The following is a 23,815-nucleotide window of genomic DNA, read 5'->3' on the forward strand; positions in this document are numbered from 1 at the left end:
GCCCACCCCCACCCACCCGACCCACTCCGCCCCCGGGCCCCCGCGCCCCCCCCACACCCCCCCCCCCCCCGGGGGGCCCGGGGGGGGGGCGCCCCCCCCCCCCCCCCCCCCCCCACTCCTGGTCAGACCAGGTCGATGCGGTGCTGCGTCACCGGGTAACCCGCCTTCGCGAAGGCCTTGGCCATCGGGACGTTGCCGACGTCGGTGCCCGCGATGATCCGGTCCGCACCGTGCGCGACGAGATCGTGCGTCGCCTCGACCACCAGGTCGTACGCGTAACCGTGACCGCGGTGTTCCGGCAGCACGGCGACGTAGCCGACCACCGGGTCGTAGACGTTGCGGCTCGGCAGCGTGAACCCGACCAGCTCGCCGTCACGTGTGTACGCCAGCCGCCACCAGTCCCGCGGCGCCGGCATCCAGCGCATGATGTCGAGGTCTTCCTGGGCCGCCGCGTCGAGACCCTTCTCGGCCACCGTGTGGCGGACGTGCGCGTCGAGACTGCCTTCGTGCACCCGCTTGAACACGGCCAGGATGACGTCGTCGTCCGGCTCGGGCCGGAACTCGAGCCGTCCCGGCCGGTCCGGCAGGCCGTTTTCCGGCGTCCAGCAGAACCGGTAGCGCTCGACGAGCTTGCGGTAGCCCGCCTTCTCGGCCGCCTCGACCCGGACGTTCACTTCGTGCGCGACGTCCGGATCGTCCTGCCACGCGGGAGGCGTGGTCAGCGAGTACTCCGAGCGCAGCGGCACCGTCTTCAGCAGGTGGACACCCGCGTCGAAGTCGGTGAAGTCGAACCAGTCCAGCGCGATCGGCTCTTCGTCGTCAGGCCTGGCCCACCAGGCGGCCCGCGCCACGACGACGTCGTCGCGCAGCGCGACCCAGGTCCACTCGGGCCGGTATTCGCCCTTCTTGGCCATCTCGGCGAAGTCGTTGCCGAGGAGCTTGCGGCCGACGAGACCGCGGTCGGGCAGGGAGGTGAAGAGTGTTTCTTCGCCCGCTTCGAGCGGGCGCACGACCAGTTCGGTCATGGAAGTCCTTCCGGGAGTACACGCTCCCGGTCAGAAACCCGGCACCCTCGAGGCGAGGTGGGAGCGCGTGATCGGTTGCGTGATCATCGGACCCACCTCCTTTCGCTCGTTCCGGGGTGCACGGCTGAAGTTAGGGACTCCCGCGGCGCACGTCAACGTATTTTCTGGAGAACCACTCTCGTGCTCAGCCGAGGCTGGGCGTAGGAGTGCGAAGCCTCCAGGACGTACTCGCCGGCGATGTGCCGCCAGCCGTCGCGCCAGACTTCGGCGGACCTCGGCCTGATCACGATGTCGGACTCGACGGCCTCGCCGGGTCCCGCTTCCACGTTCGCAAAACCCACGAGCCACCGCTGCGGCCGGTCGCCGCGCTCGGTCGGGACCAGGTAGAGCTGGACGACCTCGCGGCCCCTGCGTTTGCCCGAGTTGCGCACGCGCACCCGGACCCGCGCACCGCCCTCTTCGTCCGGGTAGACGTCGAGCTCTTCGTACACCCAGCTCGTGTAACCCTGGCCGTGGCCGAACCAGTAGGCGGGCTGCCGGTCCGTGCGTCCCCAAGCGCTGTAACCGATGTAGACGCCTTCTTCGTACGGCAGCACCCCTTCTTCCGGCGTCACCCTGGTGACCGGCGCGTCTTCGAGCTTCGCCGGCCAGGTGGTCGGCAGGCGGCCGCCGGGTTCTTCGAGGCCGAAGAGGACGTCGGCGAGCGCGTCGCCGCCGGCCTGGCCGGGGAACCAGGTGAGCAGCACCGCGGCGACGTCGGCCCGCCACGGCATCTCGACCGGGGAGCCGGCGTTGACCACGACCACGGTGTTCGGGTTGACCTCGGCGACCCGCTTCACCAGCTCGTCCTGACGGCCGGGCAGCGCCAGCGAAGTCCGGTCGAAGCCCTCGCTTTCGACCTCTTCGGTGGTGCCGACCACCACCACGGCGACGTCGGATTTTCCGGCCGCGGCAACGGCTTCGTCGAGGGCGGCGTCCGGGTCGGGCACCGGGCCGCGGTGCCCGAGCGCGAAGGTGACCCAGGCGAAGGTGCCCCGCGCGAACTCCGCCATCTCCGACGGGATCCAGTAGGTCAGGCTGACGTCGACGAGCTCACCCGCGGTCAGGTCGACCTCCCGGCGTTGTTCGTTGACCTGCATGATCGAGGTGAAGACGTCGCCGCCTTCCGGCAGGTTCACGCCGTCGAAGAGGGTCTGCCCGGCGACGGTGAGGCGGAGGTCGCCGGGGCCGGTGACGGCGAAGGTGTGCGTGCCGGTGGCCTCCGGCAGGTACGTGCCTTCGATCGCGACCGACGCGAGCGTGGCCAGGTCGAGGGCCTTCGGCAGCTCACCGATCCAGTTTATTTTGGCTTCCCTGAGCGGAAATTCAGCCAATCGGGTGCCGTCTGCCGCGTAGGCGGTCGCGCGGAGCCGGAAATTGTCGGTGGCCGGCGGTAGCGTCGTTCGCGGATCGGCACCGAGGGCGAACGTCAGGTCGGTGCCGGGGGGAACGGCCTTCCGGAGGCCGTCGAGAGGGGAGACGATGTGGTCGGGGAACACGGTGGCGCTGCCACCACCGAGGATCTTCGGGTCCGTGGCCAGTGCGCCGATGAGCGCGATGCTTCGCGGTTCGTGCAGCGGCAGCAGGCCGGTTTCGTTGCTGAGCAACACGAACGACCGGTGCGCGATCTCGCGCGCGACCGCTTCACCGTCCACATCGGACTGAGCCGGCTCGGGCCCGTTGCCGAGCGCGCCGGTCCGGTGCGCCAGCAGGAGCACCCGGCGGACCATGTCGTCGACGACGTCTTCGTCGACTTCGCCACCGCGCACGGCTTCGGCGAGCCGTTCGCCGAACACCGTGCGCGGGCCGGGCATCGCCACGTCGAGGCCGCCGTTGGCGGAGGCGACGGTGTCGCGCGCGGCCAGCCAGTCGGAGACGACGAAGCCGTCGAAACCCCATTCGTCGCGCAGCACCCCGGTGAGCAGTCCGGCGTGCTGGGTCATCGTGGTGCCGTTGACACCGTTGTAGGCGGCCATGATCCCCCACGGCTTGGCCCGGCGGACGATGAGTTCGAACGGCGCGAGGTAGAGCTCGCGCAGCGCGCGCTCGCCGACCTGGACGTCGGCGGTGAAGCGTTCGGTCTCGAAGTCGTTGGCCACGAAGTGCTTGAGGGTGACGGCGACCCCGCCGTCCTGCACGCCGGTGACGTAACCGGCGCCGATCATCCCGGTGAGGAGCGGATCTTCGGAATAACACTCGAAGTGGCGGCCGCCCAGCGGCGACCGCTGGAGGTTGACCGTCGGCGCGAGCAGCACGTGCACACCCTTGCGGCGGGCCTCCTGCGCCAGCAGGCGCCCGGCCCGCACGGCCAGCCGCGGGTCCCAGCTCGCGGCGAGCGCCGTCGGGCTGGGCAGGGTCACCGAAGGGTCGTCCGGGCTCCACCGCACCCCGCGGACGCCGACCGGGCCGTCGGAAAGGACCAGCGACCCGAGGCCGATCCGCGGCAGCGCGGGGAGGCTCCAGACGTCCTGCCCGGCGAGCAGGCTCGTCTTCGCGTCCAGGTCGAGCTCGGCCAGCAGGGCGTCGACGTCGAAGCTCATGGACACCTACTCTACCTGGCGATGAGTAGCGAACGTTATGGTTCCGTGACGGCTTGTCCCGTAGGCTCGGGATCATGACCCGGGCCAGGGGCGCCGACCGCCGAGCGAGCATCGTCCGAGCGGCGTTCGAGGTGATCGCCGAGCGCGGTTACCGCGGCAGCTCGCTGGCCGCCGTCGCCGATCGGGTCGGGCTGACCCAGCAGGGCCTGATGCACTACTTCCCCACGAAGGAAGACCTGCTCACGGCGGTGCTGGAGACCCGGGACGAGTGGGACCTGCTGCACTTCGGCCACGCGCCGGCGGGTGATCCGTCGGCGATGACGGTGAACCAGCTGGCCGACCTGGTCGACTACAACGCGACCCGGCCGGGGATCGTCCAGACGTACACGGTGCTGGCGGCGGACAGCGTCACCGACGACCATCCCGCCCGGGAGTACTTCCAGGACCGCTACGCGCGGGTCCGGGCGGGCATGACCGAGATGCTCGAACGCCACCGTGACGAGCTGCCCCCGGGTACCACACCGGAACAGCTGGCCCCGATCGCGATCGCCGTCCTGGACGGCCTGCAGCTGCAGTGGCTCCTCGACCCGGCGGCGGTCGACATGCCCGCCGGGTTCCGCACGTTCCTGACGGCGCTGGGGATCAAGCCCGGCTGACGTCAGCGCATGCCCACGCTCTGCCGTTCGACCTCGATCAGCCCGACGACCCGCAGCAGGTCGCGCGAGTAGGGCTGCCCGATGTACTTGTTCGCGATCCGGTCGACGATCTCCCAGCCGGCGTCACCCTCGATCCAGTCGACAACCCGGCCGCGGATGATGACCGGCTCGAAGGGGTTGTCCGCGGGCGTCAGGGAAAGCGCGACCCGCGGGTCGCGGCGCAGGTTGCGGGCCTTCTGCGAGTCCGGCCCGGTCATGATCGCGATGTGGTCGCCTTCCGGGTCGACCCAGAGCGGGATCGAGTGCGGTGCGCCGTCGGGCAGGACGGTGGCCAGGTGCGCCACCACGTTCGTCGAAAGGATGCGGCGGACGTCGGCGTTGAGCATGGTGCTCTCCTTCAGCAGATGGCGGTTCAGCGGACGGTGTAGTGGAGGTGGGTGACGCCGGGCGCGGCGACGGCCTGGACCAGGTCGAGGCGCACGTGCGAGGGCAGCTCCTGGAAGAACGACCGGCCGCCGCCGAGCAGGACCGGCACCTGGTGGAGCACGAACTCGTCGACGAGCCCGGCCCGCAGCGCCGAGGTCAGGACACCGCCGCCCATCAGCGCGACGTCCTGGTCACCGGCGACCTCACGAGCGGCCTCGATCGCCTCTTCGACGGTCTTGCACAGGGTCTGCCGCTCGGTCAGCTCCGGCGCCGGACGGTTGCTGACGAGGAAGAGCGGGGCGTTCGGGTGCGGGCTGCCGCCGCCGAAGTGGTCGGAGTCCTCGTAGGTGTTGCGGCCGGCCACCACCGCGCCGACCCGCCCGGCGAGCTCGTCGAACACGCGGGCGCTGGGCTCGCTGAGCTTGAAGAAGTCGAACACCTGGCTCTGGGTGTCTCCGTCGGAATACCAGTCGAAGAGCGTGCCACCGTCACCGAGGCCGTGCCCGGGGCCGGCGCCCCGGCCGGTGATGTAACCGTCGACCGAGACCGCGTGGGCGCTGATGACCTTGCTCATCGCTGCGTTCCTCTCTGGGTTCCTTCAGGAGACTCCATGACCGTAGCAGCCTACGTTCCTTAAGGGAACCCCGAATGCTAAAGTGGGGTCATGCAGCGCACGAACTTCAGCGAGCTGGCCGCGTGCTCGATCGCGCGCACCCTCGACGTCATCGGAGAGCCCTGGTCACCCCTGATCCTGCGGGACGTGTTCGCCGGGTTCGGCCGGTTCGAGCAGATCCAGGCGGACCTCGGCATCTCGCGCAAGGTCCTCACCGAGCGCCTGAACCACCTCGTCGACCAGGGCGTACTGGAGCGCAAGCCGTACGACCGCCGGCCGCGCTACGAGTACGTGCTGACCGAGAAGGGCACGGACCTGGTCGACCTGCTCCTGGTCATGACCCGCTGGGGAGACAAGTGGCTGGCGGGCGAGGCCGGCCCGCCGGTGCTCTACCGCCACCACGCGTGCGGCGAGATCAGCACCGTCGACCTCCGCTGCGCCCACTGCGGCGAGCCGATGCACGCCGGCGACGTCGACCCGCTCCCCGGCCCCGGCTCAGCCGTCTGACGCACACGACGCCGGCTTCGTCTTTCGTCGTTATGGTCGGGCCACTGGACGCCCGAGCAAAGGACGGCAGATGGCCCTCTGGGAGTCAGCTGTGTTGGCCGGCCTGGCCGGCGGCTTGACGATGACAGGCACCTGGCTCGGCTTCCGGTGGCAGTCGCGCGAGGCGCGCCGGGGCCGAACGGAGCAGTTCGCCAGGGAGGATCGGTTTCGGCTCCACAACGAGCGGCTTGAAGCTTATTCGGCGTTCTACCTCGCGGCCGGCCACATGCGGTCCGGGATGCGACAGCTGCGCTTGGCGAACCCGGCTGCTTCGGCCGCACACGAGGTCCATGGGCAACGCAGGACCCTTTGGGAGGCATTCGCCACCGTCCGGCTCATCGGGACCGACGACGTGGTCGAGGCCGCTTCAGCGGTGCTCGCCTACGCGACAGAGGTTGATCACCTCGAAACCGAGTTCGACATCGACCACTACGACAGTCTGATCCGGGACTACGTCAGGCAGGCAAGATCCGGCTTGCTCGTCCCTTCAGCCGATCGCAACCAAGAGACCTCGGCACGAACGTCGAGATGACGGCCCATCGCGCGAGGGGTCCGCTCACAGGAGCCGCGGCTGCGCCACCACCTCACGCAGCCGCTGCAAGGTGCGCAGCGTCGTCTCCAACTCCTCCTGCGACACCTCCGCCGCCACACCCTCCGCCCACTCGACCTGCGCCGCACCCAGCTCGCGCAGTGCCTCCTTCGCCCGCCGCGTCACCAGCAACAGCGGCGCCCGCGCGTCGGCCGGGTTGGGCAGTCGGTCGAGCATTCCGTTGCGCAGCAAGCGGTTCACCGTCTCCTGGACACTCTGGCGGCGCAGCCCGCGGCGGCGGGCCACCTCCGCGGCGGTCGCCGGGCCGTCCTCGAGGAAGCCGAGCACCTGCCACTGCGCCGCGGTCAGCCCGACCGGCTCCGTGAGCGCGTCACCCGCCGCGAGGAACCCGCCGTTGCACGCGAAGACCGCGTCGATCACGCGGGTGAACGTCTCGGCTCGATCGGATCGCATGCGTGTTAGTCTCGCATATTGACAGGTACCTGTCGAAATGGAGACGACCATGGACATGCCCAGCCTCGGCCCCGCGCACGACGCGCTGAAGGCCTTCGCCGGTGACTGGACCGGCACCGAGGAGCTCGCCGCCTCGGCGTGGGCGCCGGCCTCGACCGCGCGCGCCGACTGCGAATACCGCTTGGCGCTCAACGGTTTTGCGCTGATCCAGCACTACCGCCAGCGTCGCGAAGACGGTTCGGAGTTCCTGGGGCACAACATCTTCACCGCCGACCCGCAGACCGGCGAGACACTCTGGTACGGCTTCGACAGCTACGGCTTCCCGCCCGAGTCACCCGCCCGCGGCGACTGGGACGGCGGCACGCTCGTCCTGGACAAGAAGACGGCCCGCGGGGTGGCCCGGCACCGGCTCACGCCGGACGGCGACACCCTGAACCATGAAATCGATGTGAAGATGGGCGAAGACCGCGAATTCAGCCCATTCCTGCGTGCGCACTACACCCGGAAAAACGGGTAGGAGGAAACAGGTGACGCCCCTCCCCCCTTACTTGAGGACGTCACCCGTTTCCGGTCTCTGCCAGCACATTCGCGGACCTGCCGACCTGGGCGGTCCCGCGACTGGCTAATTAAACAACAATTATGAGTTATTCGGTGTTGCTCACTTTCGCGCTGTGCAGCGAGTGTGTCCCGGATATCGTCGGAGGCCCAGAGAAAACGATTACTTTCACCCGAACGGCCTAGCGTCGTCGGCCGCCCACCAGGACTCCGGTGACTCGCCGGCACCCGGAATTGTCGGACCCCCGGAGTACAGATGAACCCGTGCCCGAATCCGCCCGAACCACCGAGGACCCGCCCCCGCTGATCGGGGTCGAGAACGTGAAGATGCCCGAATGGGCACGCGTCGACGAACGTGTGGCCGCCGCGGGCTTCGGCCAGGCCGTGCGCGCGCTGCCGACCGCGATCAGGGTTGTGCTGCGACTCGCGTGGCGGACGTCGCGGCGGCTGACGCTGCTGGCCGGCGTGGTGCACGTCGTCTCCGGCTGCGTCACGGCGTTCGGGCTGCTCGCCACCGCGAACGTCTTCACCGCGCTGCTCGAACAGGGCCCGACCCCGGACCGGGTGCTGCAGTCGCTGCCCGCGCTCGCCGTCGTCACCGGGTCGTACGCGGCGCGCGCATTGCTCGATGCCGCGGTCGCCGCCGTCGAAGGCGCGCTGCGGCCCCGCGTCACCGCGGCGGCGGACGACGCGGTGACGTCGGCGGTCGTGCGGGTCGGGCTGATCGCGTTCGAGGACGCGGACTTCCGGGAGCTGGCCCGGCAGGGCGCCCGGTTCGGCGTGCGGTCCATCGAGACCAGCCTGCGCCGGGTCGCCGACCTGACGTCGTCGTTCATCTCGCTCGCGGCGGCGATGCTCACCGCCGGCCTGCTGAACCCGTGGCTGGCGCCGGTGCTGCTGCTCGCCGCGGCGGCCGACGGCTTCGCCGCCGCGCGCATCGCGAAGCTGAACTACCGGCACTTCATCGACACGGTGGGTCGCAACATCCGCAAGTCGGTCGTCGAAGAGGTCGCGACCTGGCGTTCGATGGCCCTCGAACGCCACGCGCTGACGTTGCAGGAGCCGCTGCTCGGTGAGTACCGGCGGATCTCGCGCAGCCTCACGCGGGAGGAGATCCGGCTGGCGCACCGCAGCAACCTGGTCCGGACCACCGGCCGCGCGGCGGCCGGCTTCGGCACCGCCGTGGCGTACCTGGTGCTCGGCTGGCTGCTCTACACCGGCGGGATGGAGCTGGCGCTGGCGGGCACGGCGGTGCTGGCGATGCGCACGGCGTCGACAGCGCTGTCGAACACCATGCGCGCGGTCAACTCGCTCTACGAGGACTCGTTCTACATCGGGTTCTACAACCAGCTGCTGGTGGAGTCGGTGAAGCGGCAGCCACCGCCGACGGCGCTGACCGCACCCGCCGACCCGGGCGAGATCCGGCTCGACGGCGTCACGTTCGCCTACCCGGGCCAGAAGAAACCGGCATTGCGGGACATTTCGGTGACGATCCGCCGCGGCGAGGTGGTCGCGCTCGTCGGTGAGAACGGCTCGGGAAAGACCACCCTCGGCAAGCTGCTCACCGGGCTCTACCCACCGGACGCCGGCACGGTCCACTGGGACGACGTCGACCTCGCGCGCGCCGACCCGGCCTCGGTGCACACGAACATCGCGGTGATCGCGCAGGAGCCGGCGGAGTGGCCGATGACGGCGGCGAACAACATCACGGTCGGCCGCCTCGGCCGCGCCGACCCGGACGGCCGCGCATGGCGCGAAGCGGTCGACTACTCGGGCGCGGGCGAGGTGATCGAGTCGTTGCCCGGCAAGGAGAACACGATGCTGTCGAAGAAGTTCGACGAGGGCCAGGACCTGTCGGGCGGCCAGTGGCAGCGCATGGGCATCGCCCGCGGCATCTACCGCGACGCCTCGGTCCTGGTGGCCGACGAACCGACGGCAGCCCTCGACGCCCGCGCCGAAGCCCGGGTGTTCGCGGGGCTGCAGCACGCAAGCACGTCGGACCGCGGCCGCCGCACGACGGTCCTGGTGACCCACCGCCTCGCCAACATCCGCTCGGCCGACCGGATCTTGGTGCTGGACAAGGGAAGGCTCATCGAGGAGGGCACCCACGACGAACTGATCAAGGCGGGCGGGACCTACCACGAGCTGTACGAAATCCAGGCCCGCGCGTACCGCAACGGCACGGCCGAGGTCCCGGCGCCCCGGGCGACGAGCACATCGAACGAGCCATCGCACTGAATAGCCGGGGGGCAAGACCCGCCGCAGCGCTCACCGAGAGCACCCAAGCCCCGCACATCCCGGGCCGGCCGGCACCAAGCTGCTCCCGCAGCCGGCCGGAACCCCACACCCACCCAGCGGTTCCACCCCCGCCACCCGGCGAGGCAGACTGGCCTGCCGAGTCCCGAGGAGGCCCGATGCGCCAGCTCACCGCCCTCGACGTGCAGTTCCTCAACGCCGAGTCGACCACCACGACCGGGCACGTCGGCGGGCTGTCGATCCTCGACCCCGCCACCGCACCCGACGGACAGCTGACCCTCGACGATCTTCGGGAGCTCATCGGCTCGCGGCTGCACCTCGCCAAGCCGCTGCGGTGGCGGCTGCTGCCCGTGCCGCTCGGGCTGGACCACCCCTACTGGATCGACGATCCGGAGTTCGACCTCGAGTACCACGTCCGCGAGATCGCGCTGCCCGCGCCGGGGGACGAACGGCAGCTCGCGGAGCAGATCTCACGGCTGACCGCGCGGCCGCTCGACCGGCGGCGGCCGCTGTGGGAGGCCTACCTGATCCACGGTCTGCAGGACGGCAACGTCGCCGTCTACACGAAGGTGCACCACAGCGCGATCGACGGCGTCTCCGGCGCCGAGCTCATCGGCGTGCTCATGGACACCACCGCCGAGCCACCCCGGCCGAAGCCGCCGGAAACGCCGCAAGTGGAGTCCGTTCCCAGCGGAGTGGAACTCGCCCTCAACGGCGCAAAACGGCTCGCGCTGCACCCCGTCAAAGCCGCCCTTCAGGTGCCGAAGCTGCTTCAGCACATCGACGAAGTGCCCGGGCTCGGCCGCTACCCCGGCGTCGGGCTGCTCGCGAAGGCCGGCAGTCTGCTCAACCGCGTCACCCGTCAGGGCTCGGGGCGCCACGAGGCCGACCGGCCGCGGCTCGTCGCGCCGGACACGCCGTTCAACGGGCCGATCGGCCCGCACCGCCGGTTCGCGTACGGCTCGCTGCCGCTCGACGAGGTCAAGCAGGTCAAGAACGCTTTCGGCGTCACGGTGAACGACGTCGTGATGGCGTTGTGCGCCACCGTCATGCGCCGCTGGCTCGTCGACCACGACGCCCTGCCCGAGCAACCGCTCGTGACGCTCGTCCCGCTGTCGGTGCGCACGCCCGAGCAGGCGAAGGACGCCGGCAACCAGGTGTCGGTCATGCTCGCGCCGCTGCCGACGCACCTCGCCGACCCCGGCGCGCGGCTGGCCGAGGTGACCAGCGCGATGGTCGCCGCGAAGCAGCGTTACCAGCCGCTGCCGGCGTCGTGGCTGGTCGACTTCAGCGGGATGCTGCCGGCCGCGCTCGGCGGGCTCGCCGCCCGCGCGACCATGAAGTTCCTCGGCGCCACCGCGCCGGTGGTGAACCTCGTCGTCTCGAACGTCCCCGGCGCGCAGGTGCCGCTCTACCTCGCCGGCGCGCGGCTGCTCGCGAACTACCCGGTCTCCGCGATCACCGACGCGAGTGGCGGCCTGAACATCACCGTGATGTCCTACGACGGCAAGCTCGACTTCGGGTTCGTCGCCTGCCGCGAACTGATCCCGGACGTCTGGGACCTGATCGACCACCTGCACGACGCGCTGGCCGAGCTCCTGAAGCTGGCCGCCGAGCACACCCGGGAGGCCTGATGGCGGAGCGCGTCACGGAGGTCGGCGACGTCGAGCTGTGCCACGAGACGTTCGGCGACGCGGGCGGGCGGCCGCTGCTGCTCGTGATGGGTCTCGGCGCGCCGATGATCTGGTGGGACGAAGAGTTCTGCGAAACCTTGGCCGCACAAGGGTTTCACGTCGTCCGGTTCGACAACCGCGACTCCGGCCGATCGAGCCGGATGCGCGGGCGCGCCAACCTCGGGCAGGCGTACCTGCTGCACCGCGCGCCGTACTCGCTCGCCGACATGGCCGGCGACGCCGCCGGGCTGCTGGACGCGGTGGGCATTCCCGCCGCGCACGTCGTCGGCGCGTCGATGGGCGGGATGATCGCGCAGACGCTCGCCATCCGGCACCCCGAACGTGTCCTGTCGCTGACGTCGATCATGTCCAGCACCGGCGGCCGCCTGGTCGGCCGGCCCAGCGGGAAAGCGATGGCGATGCTGCTCAGCGCGCCGCCACGCAACCGCGCGGACTACGTCGAGATGCTCGTGCGCACCTTCCGGCTGATCGGCTCGCCGGGCTACCCGTTCGACGAAGAACGCATGCGGGATCGCGCCGAGCGGACGTTCGACCGCGGTGTGCACCCGGGCGGCACCGTCCGCCAGCTCGCCGCGATCATGGCCGAACGCGACCGCGGGCCGCGGCTGCGCCGGGTGCGGGTGCCGGCGTTGGTGGTGCACGGCGCCCGCGACCCGCTGGTGCACGTCTCGGGCGGGCGCGCGACGGCCCGCGCGATCCCGGGCGCGGACCTCGACGTGGTCCCGGGCATGGGCCACGACCTGCCTCGCGCGGTCTGGCCGCGGGTGGTCAAGGGCATCTCGCGGATCGCCGACCGCGCCGAAGTGGCGAGCTGACGTACCCAGACGGTCGGCTCGCGTACCTGGAGGGTCGGCTCGCGTACCCGGAGGGTCGGGTCAGCCGGCGAGCGTGACCGAGCCCAGGTGGGAGAAGTGGGCCGCGACGCGGGAGCCGCGGCGGAGCGGGACGGCGTCGGTCATGCCGCCGGTCAGGACCAGCCAGCCCGGTTCCAAAGCCAGGCCACGCGCGCCGAGGGCGTTCGCCGCCAGGGCCAGGGCCTCCGCCGGGTGGCCCTGGACGGCCGCGCCGGTGGCGGTGTCGACGATCTGGCCGTCGACCTCGAGCAACGCCGCTTCCAGGGACAGATCCAGAGCGGCAGGCGGCAGACCGACCGGGCCGACGCCGAAGTACGCCGACGACCCGTTGTCCGCGACGGCGTCCGGGAGTGTGAAGCGGTAGTCGGTGTAGCGGCTGTCGATGATCTCGATGCCGCCGTAGACGCGGTCGACCGCGGCCAGCGCCGTCGCCGCCGTGACGCCGGGGCCCGCCAGGCGGCGCCCCAGCACGAAGACCAGTTCCGGCTCCGCTCGCGGGTGGATCAGCGACGGCACCGGGACCCCGGCGGGCAGCACCATCGCATCGGTCAGCCAGGCCAGCAGCGGCGAGGTGATGCCCATCCGCTCCTGCTTCGCCCGCGAGGTCAGGCCCAGCTTCAGCCCGATGAGCGTCTCGCCGCGTTCCCGCCGCAGCCGCAGGGCTTCGTCCTGGATCGCGTACGCCGTCTCGACGTCGAGATCCGGCCAGTCCGCCGAAAGCGGCGCGCGCTCCGACTCCGTGGCCAGCAGAGCGGCCGCCGCCTCGCGCACGTTCATGATTCCTCCGGAACAGGAGCGAAAACCGCGGTGACACTGCCGATGCCGGCGATCGTGGCGACCACCGTGTCACCCGGCGACACCGGGATCGCGCGGGTCATCGACCCCGGCAACACGACGTGCCCGGGTTCGAGCGTGACCCCCAGCGGCCCGACCGTGTTCGCCAGCCACACCAGCGAGTTCAGCGGCGAGCCGAGCACCGCGCCGCCCGCGCCCGTCGCCGCCACCGAACCGTTCTGATGGAGCACACAGCCGGCCAGCCGCAGATCCACCGAACCCAGCGCCGTCGGGCTGCTGCCCAGCACGACCCCGCCGGACGACGCGTTGTCGGCGATCGTGTCGAACAGCGAGATCTTCCAGTCCCGGATCCGGGAGTCGACGATCTCCAGCGACGGCAGCACGAAGTCCACCGCCCGCACCGCGTCGGCCACCGTGACGCCGGGGCCGCGCAACGCCGAGCCGAGCACAAACGCGATCTCCGGCTCGATCCGCGGCTGCAGGAACGCCGACGTCGGGATCGGCTGGTGCTCCAGGTGGAACATGCTGCCGGTGAGGTGCCCGTAGTCGGGCTGGTCAACGCCCATCTGCCGCTGCATCGCCGCGGAGGCGAGGCCGACCTTGTGCCCGCGCACGGCGTCCCCCGCCGACGTCCAGTGCCGCACCTGCTCCTGCTGGATCCGGTAGGCGTCTTCGACGGACGCCTCCGGGAAGGTCTTGATCAGCGGCTCGATCGGTTCCCGCGTCGCGTAGGCCTGCGCCAGTAAGGCGGCGGCCTCCTGCACCCTGCTGACTTCCACGACCGGGACTCTGCCCGCGCCGGGGGCCGCGCACAAGCCCGCATGTTCCACCCAACGGAACTCTCGCCAGGCAACCTCTTGCGCGCGAGATAATTTGGGCGTACGTTCGGAGACACCACCAGGAGAGGACGTGAGGGACATGGCACCGACCCAGGCCGAGGTCACCAAGCTCGCCGAGATCCGGGACGAGCTGCGCGAGCGCCACCTGCACCCGGCCGCCGAACGCCCGGCGACGAACGGGCGCGGCATCCACCACACCGCGCTCATCTCCAGCGACGTCGAGCGGACCATCGGGTTCTACCAGGACATCCTGGGCTTCCCGCTCACCGAGCTGATCGAGAACCGCGACTACCCCGGCTCCAGCCACTTCTTCTTCGACGTCGGCAACGGCAACGCCGTCGCCTTCTTCGACCTGCCCGGTCTGGACCTCGGCCCGTACGCGGAAGTCCTCGGTGGACTGCACCACCTGGCCCTGTCCGTCACGCCCGAACGGTGGAGCGTGATCAAGGACAAGCTCGACGAAGCCGGCGTGGAGTACCTGCTGGAGAGCAAGACCTCCATCTACCTGTCCGACCCGGACGGTGCCCGCGTCGAGCTGATCTCCGACCCGCTGGGCGAGATGTACGGCGAGAAGATCGGCTGAAACCGTGGTTCGGACGTCGTGCGCCGTTTAGCCTGTGCGCGACGTCTGGAGGTCCGATGTCCGACTGGTCGCACTCCCGCGCGAAGGCGCGGTTCGATCACCGCGAGCTGCTCGACGAACTGACCGCGCGCACCCGGTTCGAGGTGCGGCTGCACCTCAACGAGCCCGCGGCGAACGGCAGTTACGACGACTTGGCGAGCATCTTTGCGATCGGCCACGGCGAGTGCGCGGCGCTGCTTGCGCGCCGGCGGCTCCTGCCGCTGTGGGAACGCCTCCTGCTCGCGCGGTACGCCCGGCGGATGCACGGCAAGGCGATCACACGCAGTGTCGGCGCGGTTCCGGTGGAAGCCGCGCCGGGGGTGGCCCGCGGGTTCGGCGCCGAGATCGCCGAACTCGCCCCGGACTCCGGTGACACCGGCGCGAAGTACGACCTCCAGGGCCGCGGCCTGCTGACGGTGTTCCGCATCGCCGTCGGCGCCAAGGGCGAAGTCTGGCCGGACCGCCACGAGGTGACGACGACGTCCGCCCGCAACATCCTGACCTGCGCGGCGACCTTCGCGCGCCGCAAGCCGTGGCATGTGATCTGGCCCGTCTATCGCGTCCGCGGGCTTCGGCTCTGGAAGCTTTGACGCGCGCGAAGCGTTCCACCGACATGAACGCAGAGGAAATCCTCGCGAACGCGAAGACCATCGCCGTTGTCGGGCTGAGCCGTGACCCGGCCAAGGCCGCGCACGGCGTGCCGGCGGTGCTGCAGGCGCACGGCTTCCGGATCATCCCGGTCCACCCGAGCGCGTCCGAGCTGCTCGGCGAGAAGGTCTACCGGTCCCTGAAGGACATCCCCGAGCCGGTCGACGTCGTAGATGTTTTTCGGCCCTCCCCGGAAGCACCCGGCATCGCCCGCGACGCCGTCGAGATCGGCGCCAAGGCGCTGTGGCTGCAGCAGGGCATCGTCTCCGCCGAAGCGCGCCGCATCGCCGAGGAAGGCGGTCTCGAGTACGTCGAGAACCGCTGCACCGCCGTCGTCCGCGCGACCGCGGCGATCTCGAAGAACTAGGCGGACGCTCCGAAGTGGACGATCCGGTGGTTGCCGGTTTCGGCGACCCAGACCCCGCCTGCGCCGTCGTCGGCGACGTCACGCGGTGAGCTGATCCGCTCGGTGGTGTCCGGCAACTCGGCGCCCGTGCGCGTGTCGAACCGCGCCACGCGCCGGTGTCCGGTGTCGTCGACCAGCAGCCGCCCGGCCGCGTCCACCGCGACCGCGCTGGGCCGGCCGAAGGTCCCGAACTCGCGGACGAACCGGCCCTGCCACGAGTACTGCGCGACGCGGTGGTTGCCGGTGTCGGCGACGTAGACGTTGCCCGCCGCGTCGACCGCGACGGCTTCCGGCGCGTTGAGCCGCCCGGCGAGCACACGCACGAGTGCGCCGGCGCGGGTGAACGCCTGCACCCGGTGGTTGCCGGTGTCGGCCACCCACACCTGCCCGCGTCCGTCGACGGCGATGCCCGACGGCGCGCGGAACTGGCCCGGCCCGGAGCCGGGCCCGCCGATCGCGCGCGGGAGCGTCCCGGCTTCGCTGGTGGTCACGGCGTCAGGATCGCCGACCGCGGGCCGCCTTGACCAGTACCGAAAAGAGTGTTCAGCCGCTGTTCCGCCGTCGCTCACCAGCTCCAGCGGGAGCACGTCCGCCGCTCCAGGAAGCTGTACGCGGGCAGCGGCCCGAGCCAGTCCGCCTCAACACCGCCGTGGACCAGACTGGCGACGGCATCCCGGACGACGAGCAGATCGCCCATCCCGACGAGGAACGCCCACCGCTCGTCGGCGGACTCGCCCGCCGGCAGCGCCACCGAGTCGCGGGCACGCTCGGCGACCTCCATCAGCAGCACGTCCGAGCGCGCCGAGCGCCACGCCGAGCCGGGTTCGGTGAACCGCAGGCAGACGTGCACCTCGGCCAGGCCGTCGAGCCGGTCGAGGTCGGCGCGGTACTCGTCGGCGGCCGGTGCGAGCACCTCGTCCCGGACGGCTTCCTCGTCGTCGGCGACGGTGCCGAACCGGACCGGCAGCACCGGCCCGCCCTCGACCAGCGCGGACACCATCGCCAGGTGCACCGCCGGATCGGGCTCGGGCTCGCCGACGACCATCGCGAGATCCTCCCAGCACACCGTCCGCGGCGCCCGCGGATGCCCGGCACGCACAACGCCGTAGAGCTGCAGCGTCACGGCTGGTCGACCGGCACGGCCACCGCGGGCGGCGGCGGCGGGATCAATCCGGTCGGCTGCCCGAGCCCTTGCGAAAACTGACCGGGCACGGGGGTGTTCTGCAGCCGCTGCATCGCTTCGAGGTAGCGGATGCAGGTGTCGACGCCGGCGATCACGAGTCCCTTGTCGAGCAGGATGTCGAGCGTGTCGGCGAGGCCGCCGCCGGTCTGTCCCGGTCTGGTCACCTGGTTCCTTCCGTGTCGGGGATGTCGTCGAGGGCCGCGCGGATCTCGGCGAACCGGAGCTCGAGCGCGATCAGGGCTTGGCCGAGGCACGGTGACGACGAGGTGGCCGAGCCCGCGTCCCGCGTCGGCGGGGATCCGGAGCGGCTCGGTCATCCTTCGATCCCGAGCAGCAGCAGCCGCAGGTCGAGGCGCACCAGGTTGATGCCGGCGAGCGAGATGATCACGTCGCCGGTCACCACCGCGCCCCGGTGCACCACGCGGTCGAGCAGGTCGGCGACGGCTTCGGCGGTGCCCGTCGCCGGTGAGCACCACGGTGTCAGCCATCGGCCGCCCCGAGCTCGACGTCGGTGAACGAGTACGGCGGCCACGGCCCGGACGTCTCGACCGTCGCGCCCGCCTCCCGCAGCTCGCGGGCGAACCACTCGAACTCGGCGTGGAACGCCGCCTCCCGCCCGGTTTCGACCAGGTAGGCGGTGTTGACCAGCACGCCGTGCGGCCGGGCCCGCCCAATGCTGTCGGCGGCGTGCCGACGCAGCGCGTCCTGGAGCCGACCGGCGGCGCCGGCCACGTCTTCGCGGGCGCGCTGGATCGCCTTCAGCCGTTCGTGCCGCCGGACGAGGTACTGCGTGCCGGTCAGGCCCGCGGCGTCCGGCCGGGTGGTCGTGACGGGTTCGGTGTGCCGCACGCGGACACCCCACTCGCGGTGCCCGGCGACTTCGTCGAGGCAGTCACGGGCCTGGTCGTACCCGGCCTTCAACAGCCGGCGGGCGGCGTCCTCACCGTCGAGGACCGTGCCGAACCGCAGCGGCAGCACGGCTTCGTGGCGGAACACCGCACGCACCACGGCGTCGTGTTCGCGGGCCAGCTCGGCGAGCGCGCCGTCGACCGGGTCGAGCGTGTCGATCCGGTCGAAGCGCGCCGGCGCCACCGCGGAGACGACCACACCGAGGTCCCGGTAGCCGATGAGCCGCGGCAGCCCGATGTCCAAAGTGGCCGGCCGGTTGCGGGTGATCGCGTACGCGCAGAGCCAGTCGCTCACCGCGGCTCTCCCGTCGCGCTCGGCGCGGGCAGCCGCGCCTCCAGTTCGGCGACGCGTGCCGCCAGGTCCGTCTTCCCCAGTTCCCCGCGCGCGGCATTCGGCGCAAAGAACGGGTCGTTCGTCCACCAGTCCATCCCCATTTCCCGGGCGGTCTGCGCCGAAGCGATGAACAAGCGGATCCGCAGCGTCAGCAATTCGACGTCGACGACGCTGACACCGATGTCACCGGCTATCACCACGCCCTTGTCGAGCACGCGTTCCAGAATGTCCGCCAATGAATCGGACGAAGCGGCCAACCTGTCGACCTTCCTTTCAGGAATCGGTGGCGCCCCGGGTGAACCGCCGCAGCCGCTCGCACGCGGCCAGTTCGCCGGCGCCGTCGACGTCCACCCGGCAGGTGGCCATCACACTGGTGGAGTCGGGGATCCGGACCAGCCGGTCACCACGCCGACCTGGACCCTCGCTTCGCGAATGGCGTCGGCGGCACGGAGCCGGGAAACGGATTTCTCGGGGGGCTCTTGAACATTGTTACTGAGGGCAGGGAACGGCTGCGGCGATTCCTTCATCGCTTTCCTGATCTCGGGTGGTGCCCACCGTAGCAACGCGCACAACAGCTCGCAGTCGAGCCGCGACAGGTATTTTTCACCGGTTCGCGGGAACGGCTGGGCTTTCCGCGGCAACCGGCGAAGGCAAACGGCGCAACACGAGACACCCGGGCGCACCAATTTCCCGATTCCGCCCGGAAGGTTACGATCGAGTAACGTCCACGAGCCGGTACCCGACGCCCCGGACCGTCTCGATGGTGCGGGTGCCGAACGGCACGTCGATCTTGCGGCGCAAGTAGCCGATGTAGACCTCGACGACGTTCTCGTCCCCGTCGTAGTGCGCGTCCCAGACGTGGCCGAGGATCTCGTTCTTCGTCAGCGCGGCGCCCGCCCGGCGCAGCAGGAACTCCAGCAGCCCGAACTCCCGCGCGGTCAGCTCGATCCGCTGCTGTCCTCTGTAGACGGTCCGCGCGGACGGGTCGAGCCGCAGGTCGCCCGCCTCCAGCACGGCGGGCCGGGCCGGGGCGCCGCGTCGCAGCAGCGCCCGCAGCCGGGCGATGAGGACCACGAAGGAGAACGGCTTGGACAGGTAGTCGTCGGCGCCGAGGTCGAACGCGTCGGCCTCGTCGTACTCGCCGTCCTTCGCGGTCAGCATCAGCACCGGCGTCCAGTTTTCGGCCGCGCGCAGGCGTTTGAGCACCTCGTAGCCGGACAGCTCGGGCAGCATGATGTCGAGCACGACAACGTCGTACTCCTGCTCGGTGGCCCGCCAGAGGCCGTCCCGGCCGGTGTGCGCGACGTCGACGGTGAACCCCTCGGCGACCAGCCCGCGCCGCAGCATCTCCGCGAACGCTCGCTCGTCCTCCACGATCAGCAGGCGCACTATTCCTCCTTCGCCAGTTCGAGTACCGGCAGCTCGAGCACGAACCGCGCGCCCGGCTCGTCGGTCACGACGTACCGCGCCCGGCCGCCGTGGCGCGCCGCGATCCCGGCGACGATCGGCAGGCCCAGCCCGGTGCCGCCGTGCCCGCGCTGCCGCGACGCGTCGAGCCGGACGAACCGTTCGAAGATCCGGTCGCGGTCGGCTTCCCCGACACCGGGGCCGTCGTCACTCACCTCGACGACGGCGAGGTCACCGCGCACCGAGCTGGTGACGCGGATCCGCGAGCGCGCGTGGCCACGCGCGTTGTCGACCAGGTTGCGCACCGCCCGCCGCAGCTGGGCCTCGCTGCCGCGCACCTTCGCCGGGCCGGCCCGCACCTCGACCTCCAGCGCGCGTTCACCGCGGACCCGCTCGGCCTCGGCGCGGACGATGTCGTCCAGGTCGACCTCGGTGCGGGCCGGCCGGTCGGTGGTGTCGTCGGTGCGGGCCAGCATCAGCAGGTCGTCGACGAGCTCACGCAGCCGCGCGGTCTCCCGGCCGATCACCGGCACCAGGTCGGCGGTGCTTTCCGGGTGCCGCCCGGAGACGTCGAGCGCGGTGCTGATCGTCGACAGCGGCGAGCGCAGTTCGTGGCTGGCGTCGGCGACGAACCGGCGTTGCGCCGCCTGCGCCGAGGCGAGCCGGCCGAGCATTTCGTTGAGCGTCACGGCCAGCCGGTGCACCTCGTCCCCGCCCGGTGGCAGCGGGACGCGGGCCGCGAGGTCGCGCGTCGAGATCTCCGCGACGGTCCGGCGCATCCGCTCCACCGGCCGCAGCGCCGAGCCGACCGCGCGGTACACCGCGAACCCGGCGGCGGCCAGCAGCGGGACGGCGATCAGGCCGAGCAGCAGCGTCAGCCGGGTCGACGCCTCCGTCACCGGCTCCAGCGAGCGCGCGGAGACCACCGTGAACGGCCCGCCCGGCCCGTTCACCTCCTGCGACACGACGCGGTAGTCGTCACCGTCGCCGTTGAGACCGAGCGGGAGGGTCTCGACGGTCTCGTGCCCGACGGTCGGGCGGGCGGTGGTCAGCGGCGGGTGCCCGACGATCGCGGGGTCGCTCGCGATGGGGCGGCCCTGGGCGTTCAGCACCTGGGTGACGGCTTCGGTGTCGCCGGTGCTCGCGACGTCACTCGCGCTGAGGTCGCGCGCGCCCTCCCGGACGAGCTGGATGGCGACCTGCCGGCCGGTGCTGCGGGCACTCTCGGTGACGCTGCGGTCCAGGGACTCCTCGAGCAGCAGCACCACGACCACCCCGGCGGCGGCGATGGCCAGCGCGAGCGCGAACACCGCCACCGCGGTGGTGCGCATCCGGACGCCGGTCGCGGCGATCACCCTGCCCAGGTTCATCAACGCAGCGTAACCGGCCATCACGACGGCCGGCGGCGGCGCGCGAGGCGTTCACCGCGCAGGCGCTCGACTTCGGGCACCTCGAGAGCCGGCAGCGCCTGCCCGGCCGCCCAGGTCAGCAGGAGGTCGGCCAGCGCGGGGTTGCGGGCGAGGGCCGGGCCGTGCAGGTAGGTGCCGGCGATGTGGTCGGTCACCGCGCCTTCGGTGCCGTCACCGTTGCCGGTGCCGCGCACGACCTGCCCGAGCGGCTCGCTGCCGGCGCCGAGCTTGCTGGCGCCGAGGTGGTTCTCGAAGCCGGTGAGCGGGGCGTTGCCGAGGAGGTCCGACGACGTCGCGACCAGTTCGGAAACCGCCCGCCGCTCGCCGGGTTCGGTGGTCAGGTCGAGCAGGCCGAGACCGTCGTGGTCAACGCCGTCGGAACCGCGGAAGCGGGTGCCGAGCACCTGCAGGCCGGCGCAGACGCCGAAGACCACAGCTCGGGGTGTCAGGGCCCGCCGGTGCTTGCGCAGGTGGGCCGCGGCCAGGGCCTGCGCGCCGTCCTCACCGCCGCCGAGCAGGTAGAGGTCCAAAGTGGACGGCACCGGCTCGCCGAGCCCGACCGGCACGACCTCGGCGTCGAACCCGCGCCAGCGCAGCCGCCGGCACAGGACCTGCGCGTTGCCGGTGTCGCCGTAGGTGCCGAGCACCTCGGGCAACAGGAGCCCGATGTGGACGATCGAGTCACGCACCGGGCAGCCTGCTCACCAGGTCGCGGAAGGCGGTGTAGTTGGCGACCAGCTCGACGCCGCCGGGCGGCAGCGCGTCGATCGCGGCGACCGGGTCGGACTCGGCCCAGTGCGCGACCTCGGCGTAGCAGAGCCGCACGGCGAGGTCGGCGCCGCGCTCGCCGGTGACGACGACCTGGCGGCCGCGCAGCCGTTCGAAGTGCACGTCCCAGAGCCAGGACAGGTCGCGGCCGTCGGCCTCCTGGGCGTTGACCGCGACGACCACCGGGGTGTCCTCGTCCAGCACGCGCAGCGTTTCGGCCCAGCCGGCCGGGTTCTTGGCCAGCATCAGCCGCACGGAGTGCCGCGACCGGCGGATCGTCCGGTAGCGGCCGCCGATGTCGGTGATGGTCCGCAGCCGGGCGGCGGCGGTGTGCGGCGGCACGCCGAGCCGGTGCGCGGCGGCGAGCGCGAAGGCGGCGTTCGCCCGGTTCGCGTCACCGGGCAGTCGCAGATCCAGGTCGACCTGGCGGCCGCCGGGCGTGCGGACGAGGTCGCCGTCGAGGGTCCAGGCAGGCTCGGGGCGGGCGAGCCCGCAAGCGCAGCTCCAGTGTTCTCCGACGTGGCGGATCAGGCCGTCGCAGCGCGGGCAGGCGGTCGAGTCCCCGGTCCACCGCCGGCCGGTGCCGACCCAGAGGGGCCTGGCGGCCGCGGTCGCCGCGGAGGTGACGAGAACGTCGTCACAATTGGCGACAATCGTGGTTCCGGGATGTCCGGCGATCGCGGCGCGCAGATCGCGTTCGGTCGAACGGACCTCGCCGACCCGGTCGAGCTGGTCGCGGCTGAGGTTGAGCAGCACGAGCACCGCGGGTTCGAGCTGCTCGGCGACCCAGGGCAGGTAGGTTTCGTCGACTTCGAGAACGGCGTAGGGCGCTTCGGGGCTTTTGGCGAGCGCGGCGAGGATGCCGTCGGGCATGTTGGCGCCATCACTGTTGGCGGCGACCTCGGCGAGGGCTTCGAGGGCTTGGCTGATCATCAGCGCGGTCGTGGTCTTGCCGTTGGTGCCGGTGACGAGCACGACGGTGCGTTCCCGGCCGAGCCTCTCGAGCGCGCGCGGATCGAGGGCAAGGGTGACGCGGCCGCCGATCATGCCGCCGCGGCCGAGGCCCGAGCTGCGGGACAGCCAGGCGGTCAGCCGCCCGGCGGCCACGGACGCGCGGGTTCGCAGTGGGCTTCGGACGGTCACCGCCCCGACGGTGCCCGCCGGGCGCTGTGATTTTGCTGAGTCCGTGACCCGGGTCTCGGACCGTCCGAAAAGGACGTGAATGGGGACCGCCCGCAATTCACGTTCACGAATGTGACATTCACGGATCTGAACGTTTTGTCCCGTCGAACTCGTCGAACGAGCCTTGTCGCAGCCGCGCAACCGCCATAGGTAGGAAACTTAACCATCGGAGGTTGTACCAATTAGCCTGCACAACTAACTGGGTTTCTTGTGAGACGTTTTAAGATCTTCCGGAGATACATCGGAGGTGTTACCGTCCAAGCCCACCCAGCGGAAAGGCAGACCGCTGAGCGGGAAACCGGAACGTCCAACGGAGGACAACGTGGGACCGGAGCGCGGGCTGGAACAGAGCGGAACTCTCGAACGCGGGCTCGCGGTGCTCGAGCACGTGGGTCGGCACCAGGAGATTTCCACCAATGCGATCGCACGGCAACTGGGGCTTTCCCGCAGTGCCGCCTACCGCATCGTCGGCACCTTGAAGAACCTCGAATACCTCGAAGCCGACCAGATCACCGGCCGGGTCCGGCTGGGGACGCGGCTGGTCGAGCTCGGCGCCCGCGCGATGGCGGCGACCGACCTGCACCGGTGCGCGCCGCGGTACCTCGCGTCGCTCGCCGAACGCTCGGGCGAGACGACCTACCTCGCCGTGCCGGACAACGACACCATGGTCTACGTCGCGACCGAACGCAGTGCCAGCGCCGTGACGCTCGCCTGCCGCCTCGGCACCCGGCGCCCGCAGCACGCGACGTCACTCGGCAAGGCGTGGCTCGCCGCGCTGCCGGAGCCCGACCGCGCCGAGCGGATCCGCCGGATGAAGCTGGATTCCCTGACCCTCAAGACGATCATCGACCCGCACCGGCTGATGGACGAGCTCGCGAAGACGAGCCGTCGCGGCTGGGCGGTCGACGAGGTCGAGAACGAGCCGGACGTCGGCTGTGTCGCCGCCGCCGTCCGCGACCACTCGGGACGGCCGATCGCCGCCATCAGCATCGCCGGGCCGGCGCCGCGGGTGCTGCGCCGGCTCGACGAGCTCGGCGCCTCCGTGGCCGGGACGGCCGCCGCCCTGTCACTGCGGCTCGGCTTCGTGCGGGGCCGGCCGGCCTGATC

Annotated in this window: 29 protein-coding genes; 11 read left to right on the forward strand and 18 right to left on the reverse strand. The window is 71.3% G+C overall.

What is annotated here, in order from left to right; genetic code table 11:
- Positions 1-122: 122 nt before the first annotated feature.
- Together ACIA5G_RS05075 and ACIA5G_RS05080 are read right to left on the reverse strand one after the other, a co-directional pair.
- Positions 123-1,025 carry a GNAT family N-acetyltransferase gene (locus tag ACIA5G_RS05075; protein WP_395920909.1) on the reverse strand — a complete coding sequence of 301 codons (903 nt, stop codon included), beginning with the start codon at positions 1,023-1,025 and terminating at the stop codon, positions 123-125.
- 152 nt (positions 1,026-1,177) lie between these two features.
- On the reverse strand, positions 1,178-3,604 hold the full coding sequence (locus ACIA5G_RS05080; protein ID WP_395920910.1) for a glycoside hydrolase family 3 C-terminal domain-containing protein: 2,427 nt from the start codon (positions 3,602-3,604) through the stop codon (positions 1,178-1,180).
- 74 nt (positions 3,605-3,678) lie between these two features.
- Between ACIA5G_RS05080 and ACIA5G_RS05085 the strand changes: the two genes are divergently transcribed.
- Positions 3,679-4,260: a TetR/AcrR family transcriptional regulator gene (locus ACIA5G_RS05085; RefSeq protein ID WP_395920911.1), complete on the forward strand. Its 582-nt coding sequence runs from the start codon at positions 3,679-3,681 to the stop codon at positions 4,258-4,260.
- Between the two features lie 2 nt (positions 4,261-4,262).
- Here the strand turns inward: ACIA5G_RS05085 and ACIA5G_RS05090 are convergent, their stop codons facing one another.
- Both ACIA5G_RS05090 and ACIA5G_RS05095 read right to left on the reverse strand, forming a co-directional pair.
- Positions 4,263-4,646 (reverse strand): TIGR03618 family F420-dependent PPOX class oxidoreductase, encoded by a 384-nt coding sequence (locus tag ACIA5G_RS05090; RefSeq protein ID WP_395920912.1) that lies wholly within the window; start codon positions 4,644-4,646, stop codon positions 4,263-4,265.
- 26 nt (positions 4,647-4,672) lie between these two features.
- Positions 4,673-5,260: a dihydrofolate reductase family protein gene (locus ACIA5G_RS05095; protein ID WP_395920913.1), complete on the reverse strand. Its 588-nt coding sequence runs from the start codon at positions 5,258-5,260 to the stop codon at positions 4,673-4,675.
- Between the two features lie 90 nt (positions 5,261-5,350).
- On the opposite strand from ACIA5G_RS05095, the gene ACIA5G_RS05100 reads away from it, so the two are divergent.
- The gene (locus ACIA5G_RS05100; RefSeq protein WP_395920914.1) at positions 5,351-5,806 is read left to right on the forward strand and encodes a winged helix-turn-helix transcriptional regulator; all 456 of its coding nucleotides are present in this window, start codon (positions 5,351-5,353) and stop codon (positions 5,804-5,806) included.
- Positions 5,807-5,876: 70 nt separating this feature from the next.
- Positions 5,877-6,377, forward strand: coding sequence for a hypothetical protein (locus ACIA5G_RS05105; RefSeq protein ID WP_395920915.1), 501 nt, complete (start codon positions 5,877-5,879; stop codon positions 6,375-6,377).
- Between the two features lie 24 nt (positions 6,378-6,401).
- On the opposite strand, the gene ACIA5G_RS05110 is transcribed toward ACIA5G_RS05105, so the two are convergent.
- Entirely contained in the window at positions 6,402-6,848 is a 447-nt protein-coding gene (locus ACIA5G_RS05110) for a MarR family winged helix-turn-helix transcriptional regulator (protein ID WP_395920916.1), read from the reverse strand.
- A 49-nt stretch (positions 6,849-6,897) separates the two neighbouring features.
- Here ACIA5G_RS05110 and ACIA5G_RS05115 point away from each other — a divergent pair, with 49 nt between their 5' ends.
- The 4 genes from ACIA5G_RS05115 to ACIA5G_RS05130 all read left to right on the forward strand — a co-directional run bounded on the left by ACIA5G_RS05115 (position 6,898) and on the right by ACIA5G_RS05130 (position 12,168).
- Positions 6,898-7,365: a DUF1579 family protein gene (locus ACIA5G_RS05115; RefSeq protein ID WP_395920917.1), complete on the forward strand. Its 468-nt coding sequence runs from the start codon at positions 6,898-6,900 to the stop codon at positions 7,363-7,365.
- A gap of 365 nt (positions 7,366-7,730) precedes the next feature.
- Positions 7,731-9,641 (forward strand): ABC transporter ATP-binding protein, encoded by a 1,911-nt coding sequence (locus ACIA5G_RS05120; RefSeq protein ID WP_395921891.1) that lies wholly within the window; start codon positions 7,731-7,733, stop codon positions 9,639-9,641.
- Between the two features lie 176 nt (positions 9,642-9,817).
- Positions 9,818-11,293, forward strand: a complete 1,476-nt coding sequence (locus ACIA5G_RS05125; RefSeq protein WP_395920918.1) for a wax ester/triacylglycerol synthase family O-acyltransferase — start codon at positions 9,818-9,820, stop codon at positions 11,291-11,293.
- Positions 11,293-12,168, forward strand: a complete 876-nt coding sequence (locus ACIA5G_RS05130) for an alpha/beta fold hydrolase (RefSeq protein WP_395920919.1) — start codon at positions 11,293-11,295, stop codon at positions 12,166-12,168. The genes ACIA5G_RS05125 and ACIA5G_RS05130 overlap by 1 nt, the downstream gene beginning before the upstream one ends.
- A 60-nt stretch (positions 12,169-12,228) precedes the next feature.
- Here the strand turns inward: ACIA5G_RS05130 and ACIA5G_RS05135 are convergent, their stop codons facing one another.
- Together ACIA5G_RS05135 and ACIA5G_RS05140 are read right to left on the reverse strand one after the other, a co-directional pair.
- On the reverse strand, positions 12,229-12,984 hold the full coding sequence (locus ACIA5G_RS05135; protein ID WP_395920920.1) for a 2-keto-4-pentenoate hydratase: 756 nt from the start codon (positions 12,982-12,984) through the stop codon (positions 12,229-12,231).
- Positions 12,981-13,781, reverse strand: a complete 801-nt coding sequence (locus ACIA5G_RS05140; RefSeq protein ID WP_395920921.1) for a 2-keto-4-pentenoate hydratase — start codon at positions 13,779-13,781, stop codon at positions 12,981-12,983. The genes ACIA5G_RS05135 and ACIA5G_RS05140 overlap by 4 nt, the downstream gene beginning before the upstream one ends.
- Positions 13,782-13,920: 139 nt before the next feature.
- On the opposite strand from ACIA5G_RS05140, the gene ACIA5G_RS05145 reads away from it, so the two are divergent.
- Genes ACIA5G_RS05145 through ACIA5G_RS05155 form a run of 3 tightly spaced genes read left to right on the forward strand, consistent with a single transcriptional unit; the run spans position 13,921 to position 15,478 of the window.
- Positions 13,921-14,424: a VOC family protein gene (locus ACIA5G_RS05145; protein ID WP_395921893.1), complete on the forward strand. Its 504-nt coding sequence runs from the start codon at positions 13,921-13,923 to the stop codon at positions 14,422-14,424.
- Between the two features lie 56 nt (positions 14,425-14,480).
- Positions 14,481-15,053 (forward strand): hypothetical protein, encoded by a 573-nt coding sequence (locus ACIA5G_RS05150; RefSeq protein ID WP_395920922.1) that lies wholly within the window; start codon positions 14,481-14,483, stop codon positions 15,051-15,053.
- A 23-nt stretch (positions 15,054-15,076) separates the two neighbouring features.
- The gene (locus ACIA5G_RS05155) at positions 15,077-15,478 is read left to right on the forward strand and encodes a CoA-binding protein (protein WP_395920923.1); all 402 of its coding nucleotides are present in this window, start codon (positions 15,077-15,079) and stop codon (positions 15,476-15,478) included.
- Here ACIA5G_RS05155 and ACIA5G_RS05160 read toward each other — a convergent pair.
- The 11 genes from ACIA5G_RS05160 to ACIA5G_RS05210 all read right to left on the reverse strand — a co-directional run bounded on the left by ACIA5G_RS05160 (position 15,475) and on the right by ACIA5G_RS05210 (position 22,633).
- Entirely contained in the window at positions 15,475-16,008 is a 534-nt protein-coding gene (locus ACIA5G_RS05160) for an NHL repeat-containing protein (RefSeq protein WP_395920924.1), read from the reverse strand. The two genes, ACIA5G_RS05155 and ACIA5G_RS05160, sit on opposite strands and share 4 nt — an antisense overlap.
- 74 nt (positions 16,009-16,082) lie before the next feature.
- Positions 16,083-16,640, reverse strand: coding sequence for a GvpL/GvpF family gas vesicle protein (locus ACIA5G_RS05165; protein ID WP_395920925.1), 558 nt, complete (start codon positions 16,638-16,640; stop codon positions 16,083-16,085).
- Positions 16,637-16,864 carry a hypothetical protein gene (locus ACIA5G_RS05170; RefSeq protein WP_395920926.1) on the reverse strand — a complete coding sequence of 76 codons (228 nt, stop codon included), beginning with the start codon at positions 16,862-16,864 and terminating at the stop codon, positions 16,637-16,639. The genes ACIA5G_RS05165 and ACIA5G_RS05170 overlap by 4 nt, the downstream gene beginning before the upstream one ends.
- A 149-nt stretch (positions 16,865-17,013) precedes the next feature.
- Complete coding sequence (locus ACIA5G_RS05175) at positions 17,014-17,286, reverse strand: gas vesicle protein (protein WP_395920927.1); 273 nt, start codon at positions 17,284-17,286, stop codon at positions 17,014-17,016.
- Positions 17,181-17,903 (reverse strand): GvpL/GvpF family gas vesicle protein, encoded by a 723-nt coding sequence (locus ACIA5G_RS05180; RefSeq protein ID WP_395920928.1) that lies wholly within the window; start codon positions 17,901-17,903, stop codon positions 17,181-17,183. Before ACIA5G_RS05180 ends, ACIA5G_RS05175 begins: the two co-directional genes overlap by 106 nt.
- Positions 17,900-18,199 (reverse strand): gas vesicle protein, encoded by a 300-nt coding sequence (locus tag ACIA5G_RS05185; protein WP_395920929.1) that lies wholly within the window; start codon positions 18,197-18,199, stop codon positions 17,900-17,902. The genes ACIA5G_RS05180 and ACIA5G_RS05185 overlap by 4 nt, the downstream gene beginning before the upstream one ends.
- Positions 18,200-18,215: 16 nt before the next feature.
- Positions 18,216-18,308: a hypothetical protein gene (locus ACIA5G_RS05190; protein ID WP_395920930.1), complete on the reverse strand. Its 93-nt coding sequence runs from the start codon at positions 18,306-18,308 to the stop codon at positions 18,216-18,218.
- Between the two features lie 342 nt (positions 18,309-18,650).
- Complete coding sequence (locus ACIA5G_RS05195) at positions 18,651-19,331, reverse strand: response regulator transcription factor (protein WP_395920931.1); 681 nt, start codon at positions 19,329-19,331, stop codon at positions 18,651-18,653.
- Positions 19,331-20,719, reverse strand: a complete 1,389-nt coding sequence (locus ACIA5G_RS05200) for a sensor histidine kinase (protein WP_395920932.1) — start codon at positions 20,717-20,719, stop codon at positions 19,331-19,333. The genes ACIA5G_RS05195 and ACIA5G_RS05200 overlap by 1 nt, the downstream gene beginning before the upstream one ends.
- Before the next feature lie 20 nt (positions 20,720-20,739).
- Positions 20,740-21,447 (reverse strand): type 1 glutamine amidotransferase, encoded by a 708-nt coding sequence (locus tag ACIA5G_RS05205; RefSeq protein WP_395920933.1) that lies wholly within the window; start codon positions 21,445-21,447, stop codon positions 20,740-20,742.
- A complete protein-coding gene (locus tag ACIA5G_RS05210) occupies positions 21,440-22,633 on the reverse strand; it encodes a MurT ligase domain-containing protein (RefSeq protein WP_395921894.1) in 1,194 nt (397 codons plus the stop codon). Before ACIA5G_RS05210 ends, ACIA5G_RS05205 begins: the two co-directional genes overlap by 8 nt.
- A gap of 397 nt (positions 22,634-23,030) precedes the next feature.
- Between ACIA5G_RS05210 and ACIA5G_RS05215 the strand changes: the two genes are divergently transcribed.
- A complete protein-coding gene (locus ACIA5G_RS05215; protein WP_395920934.1) occupies positions 23,031-23,813 on the forward strand; it encodes an IclR family transcriptional regulator in 783 nt (260 codons plus the stop codon).
- Positions 23,814-23,815: the final 2 nt, after the last annotated feature.

The sequence above is a fragment of the Amycolatopsis sp. NPDC051758 genome, from assembly GCF_044453095.1.
In the GTDB taxonomy this organism is placed as follows: Bacteria; Actinomycetota; Actinomycetes; order Mycobacteriales; family Pseudonocardiaceae; genus Amycolatopsis.